This window comes from Paracoccus versutus (genome assembly GCF_029909795.1).
Taxonomy (GTDB): domain Bacteria; phylum Pseudomonadota; class Alphaproteobacteria; order Rhodobacterales; family Rhodobacteraceae; genus Paracoccus; species Paracoccus versutus.
The window spans coordinates 747617-761712 of record NZ_CP038196.1; the positions used below are offsets into that span (position 1 = coordinate 747617).

Consider the following 14096-nt stretch of genomic DNA (forward strand, 5'->3'; position numbering starts at 1 on the left):
GTCGGGGTCGAAAACGGCGGTGTGATGAACATGATCACCAAGCAGAACAGCCCCGCATTTCAGCAGGGGTCGACGAGGCCCAGGGATCGATCACCATTCTGATCCATTTCTTGCCGGCATGTCGTTCAGAGCGGTCCTGTCCATGAAGCTGCGGCCCTGCCTTGACGGTGGGGCCGTAGCCCTCTCAAGATCAGGCGGGGCGGGGAATATGGCATTCCTCTGCGTTAGACGCATCCCAATAAGGGGGTCGCCAAGTATCCACGGCGGTAAGGGAGGCAGTTGCCGGTGCCGAATGCGCCGAAAATCGCACCGGGATCGGCCGTCGGGCTTCGCCCTTTTCGTCGAGAAGGGGAGAAAGCCCATCAGCTGATTCAAGCTCGATCCGCCGCAGGACGCCGTAACCCTCCTTTCGGCGTGCGCCGATACCATCAGCGGACTCGAGCAGCCGTTGCACTTTGGCCGCGTCCCCCTCTGCGATCCATGAAACCGATTGCGCAGCAATGCATTGGTAGCGGGTCAGATGAGCTTTCAGGGGTCCATTCGTCGTGTTGACCTTGTAATAACGATCACGCGATGGTTGCAAGAACAGCGGCGTATCTGCCAGATCCTTCGCCAGCCTGACTCCGCCGGTTTTTATCTCACCATGATGGACCGGGTTATTGAAGTAGGCACGGCTTGAGAGAAACAAGCCGTCGACTTGCCTCAGCGGGATATCCTTAATCGGATCAGTATCGACCCTTCGCACCTCCCGCATTTCTGCCAATATCCCGTAAAGAATCGCATCAAGCGTGAGATAGGTTTTCCCTAGGCAGACAGGGGTGCCGAGATATGCCGTGATTCGAAACAAGGCCACGTCTCTCTCCGATATGCGTCTGGGGGAACCGCTATATTGCTTCTCTGGATGAGGAAGTGCAACAAGCAACGCCTCGATCCTGCTCTTGGAAGGGACCGGAACCTGGGTCGCAGGGCAGGACGAACCACCGCCGAACCGGGCTTGCGCGCAGCCAATACTACTTTCTTGCTACAGGCGCCGAACATGCCGCCGCGCCACCAGATGATCATCGCAAGCGGAGTCAGCAGGTGATTTGGCGCCCCCGGTCGTCAACGGCGTAGCGGTCACGCTGCCGGCGGGCGCGTCACCTCGATCATCGGACCGAGTGGCGAGGGAAAAACCAGCCTGCCATGGATCATCAAACGGTTGTCTTTGCCCGATACGGGCAGAGTCAGCGTGGACTGGCTGGATGTCGCCACTGTCCGCCGTCAGCGCCCGGCGACGTGCTGGCGCGGCGGCTGTCGATCCTGCGCCAGGACAATCACATGACCGCTCGCCTTACCGTGCCGGACCTTGACACCTTCGGGCGCCACCCGCACCGCAAGGGCAGCCTCATCGTCAGAGGACAAGGCCCATATTGCTCGGCAAGGGCATGGCAGCCTCCGATACGAACCAGGATAAACTTGACAAAATCAGACAGGTACATATGGACCGATCGGGTTATCATTCCACAGCCAGTTGACATCCGGTCAACGAAATCCGCATTGGGCGCACTGGATGGAAAGAGTAAAGGCGCCGCAACTGGAGGAGCTTTACCGGGCAGAACGGGGCCGTCTGGAGCGCATTGCCACCGCAGGGTAGGACCGGCTAGCGCCGTCGACGTGGTCCAGGATGTCTTGCTTCTGCGGCGCAAGCGTCGACAGGAGATCGGGACATGACAAATTGGAAAACGCCGGTTTCCGACGCAAAAAGCGATGGATCTTCCGCAATGTCGACTTTCAGGTCAAAATGGAAGATGTCTGGCCATTCTGGGGCCTAACGGCCGGGGAGAAACAAGCCTCATCAAGACGGTTGCGGGTTGCTATCCGTCGCGAAAGGCTCGCTGCGGGCGCCTCGGATCGTCGGTTATGTTCCCCCGCCCTTCCTAGTTTCGCTGTCATATCGCTGCCTGGATATTGTGGTGATGGGACGCGCTGCTGCATTGGGAGTGTTCGGCTCCCCTGGCAGGGAGGACTATCGCGCAGCAGAAGAGGCACTGGAGCGCGTCGACGCAGCGGCCTATGCCCAGCCTTTTCGATCGGCTTTCGGGGGGCGAGCGCCAACTCGTCATGCTGGCACGCGCCTTGGTGACAGGATCGGAATTGCTGGTTCTGGACGAGCCGGCCTTGGCGCTTGATCTCGCCAACCAGTCCCTGCGGCTGTGCTCAGCCGTTTGAAGGAGGACGGGCGACATGCAATCCTCTTTTCCACGCATTTCCCACAACATGCCTCTTATGCGCCGACGATGTCCTGTTGATGCTCGATGGCTTGCAAACGATCTGCGGACCAGCGGATGCGGTGTTTTCGGCCTCCAATCTCGAGCAGCTATATGGGATTCCGGTGAAATGTCTTCCGATTGATATCGGGGGGATCGGCAAGCAGGTCCTGTTCCTTCCTGTTTTCGGAAGGTGAGGCATCGGAAGTGCTCTTACCACGACAGGCCATCCCGGCGGCATTCTGGTGGTAATAGTGCAGATACCAGTCGACGAAATCCTGCACGCCCTTGCGGATCTCCGTGCTGGGCGACAGGCCGGTCAACCGGCGCAGAGCCGAGGTATCGGCCCAGGTCGCGGGCACGTCCCCCGGCTGCATGGGCAGCAGGTTGCGGATCGCGTATCGCCCCGTCGCCTGTTCGACCGCTGCGATCAGCTCGCCAAGCATCACCGGATGGGAGTTGCCGATATTGACGACCCGCCATGGCGCCACCGGGGAAACGCCCTCGTCTCGCTCTTTCCCTTCGGGCGGGGGCGGCGCGTCGATCAGGGCACGGATGGCCGCGACCAGGTCGTCGACATGGGTGAAGTCGCGCCGCATCTCACCGCGATTGTAGACGTCGATCGGCTCGCCCCGCAGGATGGCACGGGTGAACCTGAACAGCGCCATGTCGGGTCGGCCCCAGGGGCCGTAGACGGTGAAGAAGCGGAACATGGTCACCGGCAGCCCGTAGAGATGGGCATAGGCATGCGCCATCGCCTCGGTGGCCTTCTTGGTCGCCGCATAGAAGGACATCGGATGGTCGGTCGGGTCGGTCTCGCGCCAGGGCATCCGGTCGTTGGGGCCGTAGACCGAGGAGGTCGAGGCCAGCAGCATGTGCCGGGGCGGCACCGCCCGCGCGGCCTCCAGCAACTCGAAGGTTCCGGCAATATTGCTGGAAAGATAGGCGCGCGGATGGTCGATCGAATGACGCACCCCGGCCTGCGCGGCCAGGTGGACGACGATCTCGGGCCGGTGGTCGCGGAACATGCGTTCCAGCAGGCCGGGGGTCTCGATGCTGTCGTTGACGACCGAGAAGGCCGGGTCGGCCTGAAGGATCGCCTGGCGCTGCCGCTTCAGGGCGGGGTCGTAATAGTCCGACAGGTTGTCGATGCCGGCCACGCCGAACCCGTCCGCCAGCAGGCGGCGGCAAAGGTGAAAGCCGATGAAGCCGGAACAGCCGGTGACGAGGGCGCGGCGCATCAATCGGCTCCGAAAAGGTCACGGGTGAAGACCTTGTCCTGCACGTCGTCCAGCGCCGGGCTGTGGCGGTTGGCCAGGATCAGGTCGCATTCCGCCTTGAAGCTTTGCAGGTCGGGCTGCACTTTCGAGCCGAAGAAGCGATCCTCGTGCAATTCGGGCTCGTGGACGATCACCTCGATCCCCTTGGCCTTGATGCGCTTCATGATCCCCTGCACGGCGCTTTGGCGGAAATTGTCCGAGCCCGCCTTGGTCACCAGCCGGTAGATGCCCACGGTGGCGGGCGCGGCCGCGATGATCTGCTCGGCCAGGAAATCCTTGCGCGTGCGGTTGGCATCCACGATGGCGGTGATCAGGTTCTGCGGCACCTGCCCGTAATTGGCCAGCAACTGCTTGCTGTCCTTGGGCAGGCAATAGCCGCCATAGCCGAAGGAGGGGTTGTTGTAATGCGCGCCGATGCGCGGATCGAGACAGACGCCGCGGATGATCTGGCGGCTGTCGAGACCGCGGGCCAGCGCATAGCTGTCCAACTCGTTGAAGAAGGCCACGCGCATGGCAAGACAGGTGTTCGAGAAGAGCTTGATCGCCTCGGCCTCGCTCGGGTCGGTCAGCAGCACTTCGACATCGTTGCGCAGCGCGCCTTCCAGAAACAGGGCGGCGATGCGGCGCCCGCGGTCCGAACGCTCGCCGACGACGATGCGGCTGGGATGCAGGCTGTCGTGCAGCGCCATGCCCTCGCGCAGGAATTCGGGGGCGAAGACGATCCGAGCGCCGCCCGAAGCCTCTGCCTGCGCGGCGGTGAACCCGACCGGCACCGTGGATCTGACCACGATGGCGGCCTGCGGGTTCACGGCGGCCACCTGCGCGATCACCGAACGGACGCTGGAGGTGTCAAAGGAATGGGCGAGGGGGTCGTAATCCGTGGGCGTGGCGATGATCACGACATCCGCGCCGCGATAGGCGGCATCGCCGTCCAGCGTCGCCCGCAGTCGCGGATTGCGGCGGCGCAGCCAGTCCGTCAATTCGTCATCCACGACCGGGCTTTTCCCGGCATTGACCTGCGCCACCCGTTCGGGCGACAGATCCACGCCCGTCACCTCGTGGTTCTGCGCCAGCAGCACCGCATTCGCCAGCCCCACATAGCCAAGCCCCGCCACGGCGATCCTCATGGCCGCGCCACATCTTCGCAGCCGAGGGCGGCAGGGCGGGGCTGCGGCGGTTCGGGTGCGGCCAGCCCTTGGCGGCCCGAGCGGCGGATCAGCCATGCCGCGCCCAGAAGGTCGGGGATGCCCACCAGCCCGCGCGCAAGGTTCGAATATTTCGAGCGGCCACTCAGGCGCGGGCGATGGGTGACATTGACCGTTTCTACCCGCCAACCCTCGCGCAGCATCATCGCCGGCATGAAGCGGTGGATGTGGTCGAAGAAGGGCAGGTCCAGATAGGCCTCGCGCCGGAACGCCTTCAGCCCGCAGCCGGAATCGCGCACCCCGTCGTGCAGCAGCGCGGCCCGGATGCCATTGGCCAAGCGCGAGGCCAACCGTTTCGCCGCGCTGTCGCGCCGCACCGCCCGCTGACCCTGCACCAGCCCAAGGCCCGGCACGTCGGTCGCGAAGGGGGCAAGCAGCAGCGGGATCTGGTCGGGGGGGGTCTGCCCGTCGCCGTCCAGCGTCACGACCAGTGATGCCCGCGCCAGCCGCACGCCGCTGCGGATTGCCGTGGATTGCCCGCGCGAACGGGGATGGTGGTGCAGGCGCAGCCGCGGCATCCGCGCCGCCAGCGCTTGCAGGATGCGGTCGGTGCCGTCCTCCGATCCGTCATCGACCACGATGATCTCGTAGTCGCGGTCGGCCATCGCGGTGGCGATTTCGTGGATCAGCGGCTCGATGGCCGCCACTTCGTCGCGGACGGGGACGACCACCGAGACCGAGGGGTGCATGTTGTTCATTGGGGGTTCCTTTCAGCCAGGGGAGCATCGGCGACGGACCAGATCCCGTAATCGCGATTGCGGAATACGATCGTCTCGCGCGGAGGCCAGGGCGGGGCGAAGCGATCGGTCCGGCCGGCGATCAGCCCTTGCGGATGCAATGCGGCCCAGGACCGCAACGCGGCCGGGTCGGGCAGTTCGGCGACCGGTTCGGTCAACCGGGCGGCAAAGTTGAACTCGGCATGATAGGGGGCGCCGGTGAAGGCCAGTCCTTCGGCGCGATGCGCGGACAGTCGGGCGGCGATGGGGGCGGCGTCATAGACCTGCGCCGTGCGGGTCGTGCCGATCAGCAGGTTCGTGGCCAGCAGCAGGCCCAGCGACAGGATCATCGCGCCGGCTGCGCCCCGCTGCCGCGCCGCCAGCCAGCACAGCGTCGCTGCCAGCAGCGCCCAGGCCAGAAAGGTGCTGGCAGGATCGAAAAGCATCCGCACCCGCAGGGGCAACGGGCCGAACCCAGCCACCGCCGCCGCCAGCGCGACCAGGCCGATTGCGATGATCGCCGGTTGCAGGCCGAAGCCGGGCGCGTTCCGCCCGAGCCGGGCAGCGACCAGCGCCAGTGCGGGCAGGTCCGGCACCAGGTAATGCACTTGCTTGCCACTGGTCAGACTGAACAGTGCCAGCGCCGCGCCTGCCCAGATCAGGCAGAGCCTCAGCCCGCGGTCTTGCCGCCACGAGGTCTGCCGGGCTTCGTGCCATAGGGCTGGGCTCCACAACAGCGGAAAGCCTAAGACCGGCAGCAGGGCCAGATACCACCACCAGGGCCGGGCATGGGCGAAGGATTCGGCCAGCCGCCCGGCGCTTTGATGCCACAGGACGGCCTCGCGCCAGGTCGGACCGCCGGCGATGGCCGCCGGGACCAGCCACAGCGCGACCAGTCCCAGTGCCACCGCGACCGCGAAGCCGAGGCGCGCCGGAAGGACGCGCCAGCGGATCCCGTTCCGGCTCCATAATGGCAAAAACAGCGCGGCGGGCAGCAAGTGGAACAGGATCACCGGCCCCTTGGTCAGCACGCCCAGTGCGATGGCGGCGCCGAAGCCGGCCCATGCCCGCCAGCCGCCCGGCCCGGCGGCGTCCAGCGCGATCAGCCCGGCCAGGACCGCGGTCGCCAGCGGCACGTCGAACATGGTCAGGCTGCCCGACAGGGCAAAGACCGTGAGCCCGGCAAGGGCCATGGCCGCCCGGCCGCCCGCGTCCCGATCCTCGGGCCAGAGGCGATGCGCCAGCCGCGCCGTCAGCCAGATGGCCAGGCAGGCGAAACCCGGCCCCACCAGCCGGGCGGCGAAACCGCTGACGCCGGTCGCCAGCCAGACGAGGTTGATCGCCCAGAACAAGAGCGGCGGCTTGTCGCTATAGAGCGCGAAGTTCTTGCTGGGCACCAGCCAGTTGCCGGTCGTGTGCATCTCCCATGCGACGGCGAGGTAGCGGGTCTCGTCGATAGGGGTCAGCGGGCGCAGCAGCAGCCCCAGCAGCGCTGCCAGCAGCGTGCATAGCATGGCCAGGACGACCGGATGACGACGGATCATGCCGGTTTTCCCTGGCGCGCTCCGCGTCCGATCAGCATCAGGTTGCGGGTATAGATCACCAGGCCACTCGCCTGCCCGACGGCAAAGACCGGGTCGTGCCGCCAGATCGCGTAGGCGAGCAGCGTCGCACCGCCGGCAAGGCTGAACCACCAGAAAGCCAGGGGCACGATGCTGCGGCGGGCGCGTTCGCTGGCGATCCATTGCACCAGGAAGCGCGAGGTGAACAGGAGCTGGCCGAGGAAACCGATCCCGAGCCAGATGGTATTTGCCGTCATCGTGCGTCATCCTTGTGCCGCCCGGCCGATGCTGTGGCGCGGGGGCTTCCGGCGTGCTTCCTGGGATGCCAACATTACGGTTCGCTTACGAAGGAAGAGAGGTCGCCGATGAGGTTGCTTGTCGTCGAGGACGAGCCGGATCTGGCCGAGGCCGTCGGCGCCTACCTGCGCGCCGCGGGTCATGCCGTCGACCTTGCCGGGCACGCCGAGGACGCGGCGGCGGCGCTGACCGTGACCGATTACGATCTGGTGCTCTTGGACCTGGGGCTGCCAGACGGAGACGGGCTGGCGCTCTTGCGGGATCTGCGTGGGCGCGGCGCGCGGGTGCCGGTGCTGATCGTCACCGCCCGCGACCGCATCACCGAAAGGATCGCCGGGCTCGAGGCCGGTGCGGACGATTATCTGGTCAAGCCCTATGACCTGGACGAGATGCATGCCCGCATTCTGGCGATTCACCGTCGAGCCGCCGGAGCGGCCGAGGTCGAGCGGCGCTTCGGCCGGCTGCTGATCCTGCCCGAGCGGCGGCAGGTGCTGCTGGATGGCCAGCCCGTCCACCTGACGCTGCGCGAATGGGCGCTGATCGAGCGGCTGAGCCGACGCCCCGACGTGACCACCAGCCGCGCACAGATGGAGGACGCGCTCTATGGCTTCGGCGACGAGGTGGAAAGCAATGCCATCGAGGCCCATGTCAGCCGGCTGCGCGCCAAGCTGGGCCGGGACGCCATCGTGACCGAACGCGGCTTCGGCTATCGCATGGGGCGGGCCTGATGCGGCGCGCGAGCCTGTCGCGGCGGGTCGCGCTGTTCACGACGCTGGGGCTGGCGGCGGTCTGGGCCGGGGCGGTGGTGTTGATGGCGGCGGTGCTCTGGTCCGAACAGGACGAGCTTTTCGACCAGCAACTCGTGGAAACGGCCCATGCGTTGCTGCCGCTGGTCTCGCACATGGAGATGCAGGGCATTGCGGTCGAGGTGCCCCAGCCCGCGGTGCCGATGGACGAGGCGCTGCTCTATCGGCTGGTCGCGCGGGACGGCAGGGTGCTGCGGCAATCGGAATTGGCCGGTCGGGCGGTCCTGCCCGACGCCGCCGACCTCTTCCCCGGTCGGGTCGCTTCCGCGCCGGGCTACCGGCTCTATGCCACGCCCTTCAACGCCGCCGGCCAGGCCTTGCAGATCGCCGCGCCGCTGGCCGAGCGCCGCGAGGCGTTTCGCGAAGGGATGACAGGTTTCCTGCTGCCGATGGTCGCGCTCCTGCCGCTGACCTGGTTGATCGTCGGCTGGGTGTCGCGACGTTCGCTGGCGCCGTTGCGTGAACTTGGGGCCGAGATCGCGGCCCGCGACGGCAGCCGGCTCGACATGATCGACGCCGGCGACTGGCCCGAGGACCTGATGCAGATCGCCAGCGTGGTCAATGGCTTCATCGCCCGTCTGGCGCAGGCGCTGGAGGCCGAGCGTGCCTTTGCCACCAATGCCGCGCATGAATTGCGCACCCCTGTCGCCATAGCCCTGGCCCAGACCCAGCAAATGCGGGAGAACGCGACCACGCCGGCTCAGATCGCCCGCCTGGATGCGCTTGAACGTGCCTTGCAGCGAATGCGGCGGCTGGTCGCGCGGCTGTTGCAACTGGCCCGTGCCGATGCGGGGATCGGCGATTCCACGCAAGCGCATGATCTTGCGGTCCTGACCCGGCTGGTCGTCGCCGAGCGCGCACCGTCGGAAGCCGCCCGGCTGGCGGACGAACTGCCGCCCGCGCCGGTCATGGCGCGCATCGACCCGGACGCCTTTGCCATCGTGCTGTCCAACCTGATCGACAATGCCCTGCAGCATAGCCCGCCTGGCAGCCCGGTTCGGCTTCGTCTGCGGCAGGGCGCCGTGCTCGAGGTCGCGAACGAGGGCAGGGCCGTCGCCGCCGCCGACCTGGCCGGGCTGACGCGGCGCTTTGCCCGGCACCGTGGCGATGGGTTCGGCCTGGGCCTGCATATTTGCCAGCAGATCGTGTCGGCGGCCGGCGGAAGGCTTGAAATCATCTCGCCCGCGCCTGCCAGTCAGGAAGGTTTTGTCGCGCGCGTCACCTTGACGCCGCCGGTCCGGGATCACTGACCGCAGGCCGGATGCGGATCAGGTCTCGACCCGCCCCAGCCGCGACAGCACGACGACCGGCAGGATGCCGATCAGCACGATCAGCAGGGCGGCAATCGCGGCTTCCTCATAGGTGCCTCTGGCGGCCTCGCCATAAAGATGGGTCGCCAGGGTTTCAAAGTTCAGCGGCCGCAGCAGCAGCGTCGCCGGCAGCTCTTTCATGCAATCCACGAAAACCAACAGGCCTGCCGAAGCGATGGCGGTTTTTGACAGAGGCAGATGCACGCTGCGGAAGACGCCCAAAGAGGACCGGCCCAGCATCCGTCCCGCATGGTCCAACGAGGGTGGGATGCGGCTGAACCCTGCCTCGATCCCGCCGGTGGAGATTGCCATGAATCGAACGGAATAGGCCAGCACCAGCGCCGCCCCCGATCCCAGCAGCAGAAGGCCGGGCGCGGCACCGATCAGCCATTCGACCCCGCCGGCCCAGAAGCGATCGAATAGGCCGACCGGATAGAGCAGGCCGATGGCCAGGACGGTTCCCGGCACGGCATAGCCCAGCGTCGAAGCACGTGCGGCCAGCGATGTGGATCGGCCGGGATAGGTCCTGGCGGCATAGGCAAGAACCAGGCCGGACAGGAGCACGAGCAGGGTAGCGACGGCCGATACCGTGACGGTGTTGACGATTTCGCCCCAGATGCGCGGGGAGATCCCGGCGAAACTGACGCGCTTCCAAGCCTCCCGACAAAGGTAAGCCGCCGGTGCGATGAAGCCGAGCGCGACCGGAAAAAGGCACAGGCAGAATGCGCCGGCGGCGCGCCACCCTCGCAGCCGGGCGGGAGACATCGCGCGGGGTCTTTGCGCCGCAGCCGCGTAACGCTGGTTGCGGCGCGCATAGCGCTCGACCAGCACCAGCAGGACCACGATCACCAGCATGGCCAGCGCGATCTGCGCAGCGCCCGGCATGTCCGAACGGTTGACCCAGGTCGAATAGATCGACGGCGTCAGTGTCCTGACTCCCAGGAACTGCGAGGCGCCGATGTCGTTCAGCGCTTCCATCAGCGCCAGGCTGGCGCCGACCGCGATCGCTGGCCGCGCCAGGGGAAGCGCCACCCGGCGGAAGACGCTGCCCCTACGTGTTCCGAGCGTGCGGGAGACCTCGACCAGATTTGCCGCCTGCGTCAGGAACATCGCTCGGGTGGTCAAATAAACGTAAGGATAGAGCACCAGCCCCAGCAGCAGGATACAGCCCCCCATCGAGCGGATGTCGGGCAGGCGGAACTCGCGCGGGCTGGAATAGCCCAGAAGGCTTCGCAATGCACCCTGCACCGCACCTACCGGATGCAGGATATCGAGATAGGCATAGGCGATAATATACGTCGGCACCGCCAGTGGCAGCAGCAGTGCCCATTCGAAAACGCGCCGGCCGGGGAAGTCGTAGGCCGTCACCATCCAGGCGGTTGTGGTGCCGATCAACGTCACCAGCATGCCCACGCCGGCCAGCAGAATGACCGTGTTCTTCAGTGCTGCCGGCAAAACATTGGCGAGCATGTGGGGCCAAAGCCCGGCACTGCCCTGGAACGCGATCAAGAGCAGGGCAAGCACGGGAAGGCAGACCAGCGCCGCGATAAGCACCGCGCCAAACCGCCATCCGGCCCCTGAACGGCGCCGCGGTATCTGATTCATCAAGGTCGGTTCGGCAGGCTTCATAAGTTGGGGAAGGAGCGACGGTCCCCGCAGGAGGCCGTCGCCGAGAGCTTCTTGATCAGTCGTCGAATCCGATCCGCTCAGCCATCTGGCTGGCGGCTGCGCGGAACTTTACCCCTTCGACGATGTCGATCGTGTCCGGCGTCAACGCACCGTATTCGGCGATCAGCGGATCGACGGCGGCATTCGCATTGACCGGATACTCGAAATTCGCCTTTGCGTAGATCGCCTGCGCCTCGTCCGAGACGAGATATTCCAGGAACTGGACCGCCTGGTCCTTGTTGGGTGCGTGACGGGCGACGGCAGCGCCGGTGATGTTGACCTGCGTGCCACCGTTCTCGAAGGTCGGCAGGATCATCCGTATCGCTTTGGCCCACTCCTCTTGCTCGGGACCACCGGCACCGCTGCGCATCAGGCCGACATAATAGGAATTCGCAACGCCGATGTCGCAAAGGCCGCCCATGATATCGCGCGCGACATCGCGATCGCCGCCCGCCGCAGGGCGGGCGAGGTTGGCCTTGAGGCCGGTCAGCCATTTCTCGGCCGCTTCCTCACCATGATGTGCGATGAACGAGCCGGTCAGCGCGACGTTATAAGGATGCAGGCCGGAGCGAATGCAGACTTTACCCTTCCAGGCGGGATCGGCAAGCTGCTCGTAGGTGATCCCGGTCAGGTCGAGGTCCTTGGTCACATAAACCGCGCGGGCACGCATCGAAAGAGCGAACCAGTGGCCATCGTCATCCCGCAGCGTCTCGGGAATCGTGGTGCTGAGGACCTCCGACTCGACGCTCTGCGTAAGGCCCTTCTCGACAAGATCGACGAGAACGCCGGCATCGACAGTCATCAGAACATCTGCCGGCGACTTGTCACCTTCCGCGATGACGCGCTCGGCGACCCCGTCCTGCAAGAAGATGGTGTTGACCGTGACCCCGGTCGACTGCGTGAAGGCATCGATCAGCGGCTGGATCAGCCCAGGTTCGCGGGTGGTATAGAGGTTGAGCTCCTCTGCGAGGACACCTTGCGTGCCTGCAAGGACAGACAGCACCGACCCGAGCATGACCCCGCCAAATTTCGTGGATCCCATCGCCATGACGCTCCTTGGATTGTGAGTAAAATAGTAGGCTTTTGCCCACCAGCGAGGGACAAACATAGTCGACTGTAGCAGTAAAGTATTTCGGGCGTTGCTTCTGCTGCCGCAACGAGGGACGTCGATCCGACGCGACACCATTGGCAGTCAAAGTTATGGCGGCGAAGAGAAAGCGCTATGATTTCAAAAGACAAAAACCTGCCCAGGTGTCACGGAAATACGCGCAACATCCCCGGACCGGAGGCGTGATCGCTTTGTCGAACGAATTTTCAATGGCCCCGGAAGCGCTGCTACGGATACCTGGATCTGTTCGATTTCGCCCATCAGGGCGCAATCGACCACCGTGCAATCGACCCCTTCGGCACCACAATTTACGCGTAGGCATTGCGGGCGCACATAGAGGGTGGCGGTATGTCCATCGGCAAAGCCGGGGGCCGCAAACCTGCCGAGAGGCGTCTCGAGAAAGCCATTCCAGCATGGGCCCTGGACCTTGTTGAAGGTAGAGAAGAACTCGGCCGTATAAGCGTTTGCCGGCCTGTCATAGAGGTCGCTGCCAGAACCCTCCTGCACGATCTCCCCCGCCCGCATCAGCACCACGCGATCACCCGCGGACAGGGCTTCCTCGGGGTCATGCGTTACCATGATGACGGTGGTGCCCAACTCGCGCAAAAGGGAAATCGTTTCAGTGCGGATGCCATCCCGCAAACCGCGGTCGAGATTGGAGAAAGGCTCGTCCATCAGCAGAATCTGCGGCTGCGGTGCCAGCGCACGGGTAATCCTCCCCGAAAGTAAGGGGCTGCATAAGTAGAATTTTCTCGGCAAGATGAACGAGGAGATTCTGAATGAAGACAAGCAGATACACTGAAGCGCAGATCCTTTCGATCCTGCGTCAGGCCGAAGGCGGGATGCCGGTGGCCGAGCTGTGCCGCGAGCATGGCATGAGCAGCGCGTCGTTTTACAAGTGGCGGGCGAAGTATGGGGGCATGGACGCGTCCCTGATCAGCCAGATGAAGGCTATGGAAGAGGAGAACCGGCGGCTGAAGCGGATGTACGCTGATCTCAGCATGCAGGCCGATTTGCTGAAGGAGGCTCTCGGAAAAAAATGACGCGGCCATCTCAACGCCGCGAGATGGCCGAGAAAGCGGTGGCGCGACACGGGGTCAGCATTGCGCTGGCTTGCCGGGCCTTCGGGGTGAGCGAGACCTGTTATCGCTACAGCCCGAAGCTGAAGGACGAGAACGAGGAGATCGCCGATCTGCTGGTCGGGCTGACGGACGCCCGCAAGACCTGGGGGTTTGGCCTGTGTTTCCTGCATTTGCGCAACGTGAAGGGGCATCCATGGAACCACAAACGTGTCTATCGCATCTATTGCGCGCTGGAACTGAACCTGCGGATCAAGCCCCGCAAACGGCTGAAGCGTGAGAAGCCCGAGGCTCTGGCCGTGCCGGATGCGCCGAACCTGACCTGGTCCATGGACTTCATGGCCGATCGTCTGGGGGATGGCCGCCAGTTCCGGCTGTTGAACGTGCTGGACGACTTCAACCGGGAGGGCTTGGGCATCGAGGTCGACTTTTCACTGCCAGCGGAAAGGGTCATCAGAAGCCTCGACAGGATCATTGAATGGCGCGGCAAACCCGGCACCATTCGGGTCGACAATGGCCCGGAATACATCAGCGGCAAGCTGATGGAATGGGCCGAAAAGCGGAAGATCACCATCCAGCACATCCAACCCGGACAGCCCCAGCAGAACGCCTATATCGAGCGCTACAACCGCACCGTACGGCATGAATGGCTCGATCAATACATCATCGAAACCATCGAGGAGGCTCAGGACTTCGCCACGCAATGGCTCTGGACTTACAACAACGACCGCCCGAACATGGGCATCGGCGGCATCACACCCGCACAGAAACTGAAGATGGCCGCGTGAATTCTACGGATGCACCCCGCTAAAAATGGGG

Annotated in this window: 14 protein-coding genes; 5 read left to right on the forward strand and 9 right to left on the reverse strand. The window is 64.8% G+C overall.

What is annotated here, in order from left to right; translation table 11 throughout:
- Nucleotides 1-190: 190 nt before the first annotated feature.
- Complete coding sequence (locus E3U25_RS03685; RefSeq protein WP_208861523.1) at nucleotides 191-853, reverse strand: hypothetical protein; 663 nt, start codon at nucleotides 851-853, stop codon at nucleotides 191-193.
- A gap of 324 nt (nucleotides 854-1177) precedes the next feature.
- Here E3U25_RS03685 and E3U25_RS03690 point away from each other — a divergent pair, with 324 nt between their 5' ends.
- Together E3U25_RS03690 and E3U25_RS03695 are read left to right on the forward strand one after the other, a co-directional pair.
- A complete protein-coding gene (locus E3U25_RS03690) occupies nucleotides 1178-1321 on the forward strand; it encodes a hypothetical protein (RefSeq protein WP_342593589.1) in 144 nt (47 codons plus the stop codon).
- A gap of 731 nt (nucleotides 1322-2052) precedes the next feature.
- Entirely contained in the window at nucleotides 2053-2208 is a 156-nt protein-coding gene (locus tag E3U25_RS03695; protein ID WP_116221163.1) for an ATP-binding cassette domain-containing protein, read from the forward strand.
- 148 nt (nucleotides 2209-2356) lie between these two features.
- Here E3U25_RS03695 and E3U25_RS03700 read toward each other — a convergent pair whose 3' ends face one another.
- The 5 genes from E3U25_RS03700 to E3U25_RS03720 are packed head-to-tail and all read right to left on the reverse strand — an operon-like array spanning nucleotide 2357 to nucleotide 7266.
- Entirely contained in the window at nucleotides 2357-3487 is a 1131-nt protein-coding gene (locus E3U25_RS03700; protein ID WP_116221162.1) for an NAD-dependent epimerase/dehydratase family protein, read from the reverse strand.
- Nucleotides 3487-4653, reverse strand: a complete 1167-nt coding sequence (locus tag E3U25_RS03705; RefSeq protein WP_116221161.1) for a nucleotide sugar dehydrogenase — start codon at nucleotides 4651-4653, stop codon at nucleotides 3487-3489. The genes E3U25_RS03700 and E3U25_RS03705 overlap by 1 nt, the downstream gene beginning before the upstream one ends.
- Nucleotides 4650-5429 carry a glycosyltransferase family 2 protein gene (locus E3U25_RS03710; RefSeq protein WP_116221160.1) on the reverse strand — a complete coding sequence of 260 codons (780 nt, stop codon included), beginning with the start codon at nucleotides 5427-5429 and terminating at the stop codon, nucleotides 4650-4652. The genes E3U25_RS03705 and E3U25_RS03710 overlap by 4 nt, the downstream gene beginning before the upstream one ends.
- On the reverse strand, nucleotides 5426-6991 hold the full coding sequence (locus E3U25_RS03715) for an ArnT family glycosyltransferase (RefSeq protein WP_116221159.1): 1566 nt from the start codon (nucleotides 6989-6991) through the stop codon (nucleotides 5426-5428). Before E3U25_RS03715 ends, E3U25_RS03710 begins: the two co-directional genes overlap by 4 nt.
- A complete protein-coding gene (locus E3U25_RS03720; protein WP_116221158.1) occupies nucleotides 6988-7266 on the reverse strand; it encodes a lipid-A-disaccharide synthase N-terminal domain-containing protein in 279 nt (92 codons plus the stop codon). Before E3U25_RS03720 ends, E3U25_RS03715 begins: the two co-directional genes overlap by 4 nt.
- Before the next feature lie 108 nt (nucleotides 7267-7374).
- Between E3U25_RS03720 and E3U25_RS03725 the strand changes: the two genes are divergently transcribed.
- Both E3U25_RS03725 and E3U25_RS03730 read left to right on the forward strand, forming a co-directional pair.
- Complete coding sequence (locus E3U25_RS03725) at nucleotides 7375-8034, forward strand: response regulator (RefSeq protein WP_036755782.1); 660 nt, start codon at nucleotides 7375-7377, stop codon at nucleotides 8032-8034.
- Nucleotides 8034-9362: a sensor histidine kinase gene (locus tag E3U25_RS03730; RefSeq protein ID WP_116221157.1), complete on the forward strand. Its 1329-nt coding sequence runs from the start codon at nucleotides 8034-8036 to the stop codon at nucleotides 9360-9362. Before E3U25_RS03725 ends, E3U25_RS03730 begins: the two co-directional genes overlap by 1 nt.
- 18 nt (nucleotides 9363-9380) lie before the next feature.
- Here the strand turns inward: E3U25_RS03730 and E3U25_RS03735 are convergent, their stop codons facing one another.
- The 3 genes from E3U25_RS03735 to E3U25_RS03745 all read right to left on the reverse strand — a co-directional run bounded on the left by E3U25_RS03735 (nucleotide 9381) and on the right by E3U25_RS03745 (nucleotide 12873).
- Nucleotides 9381-11027: an ABC transporter permease gene (locus E3U25_RS03735; RefSeq protein WP_244294963.1), complete on the reverse strand. Its 1647-nt coding sequence runs from the start codon at nucleotides 11025-11027 to the stop codon at nucleotides 9381-9383.
- Between the two features lie 79 nt (nucleotides 11028-11106).
- Nucleotides 11107-12138, reverse strand: coding sequence for an extracellular solute-binding protein (locus tag E3U25_RS03740; protein WP_116221155.1), 1032 nt, complete (start codon nucleotides 12136-12138; stop codon nucleotides 11107-11109).
- Nucleotides 12139-12318: 180 nt separating this feature from the next.
- Nucleotides 12319-12873, reverse strand: coding sequence for a TOBE domain-containing protein (locus E3U25_RS03745; protein WP_244294961.1), 555 nt, complete (start codon nucleotides 12871-12873; stop codon nucleotides 12319-12321).
- A gap of 104 nt (nucleotides 12874-12977) precedes the next feature.
- Between E3U25_RS03745 and E3U25_RS03750 the strand changes: the two genes are divergently transcribed.
- Nucleotides 12978-14065 (forward strand): IS3-like element ISPbe1 family transposase gene (locus tag E3U25_RS03750; protein ID WP_076611590.1). Its coding sequence is split into 2 segments (ribosomal slippage): nucleotides 12978-13233 and nucleotides 13233-14065, totalling 1089 coding nucleotides; the frame shifts between segments, so codons are not numbered across the junction.
- The last annotated feature ends 31 nt before the right edge of the window (nucleotides 14066-14096 follow it).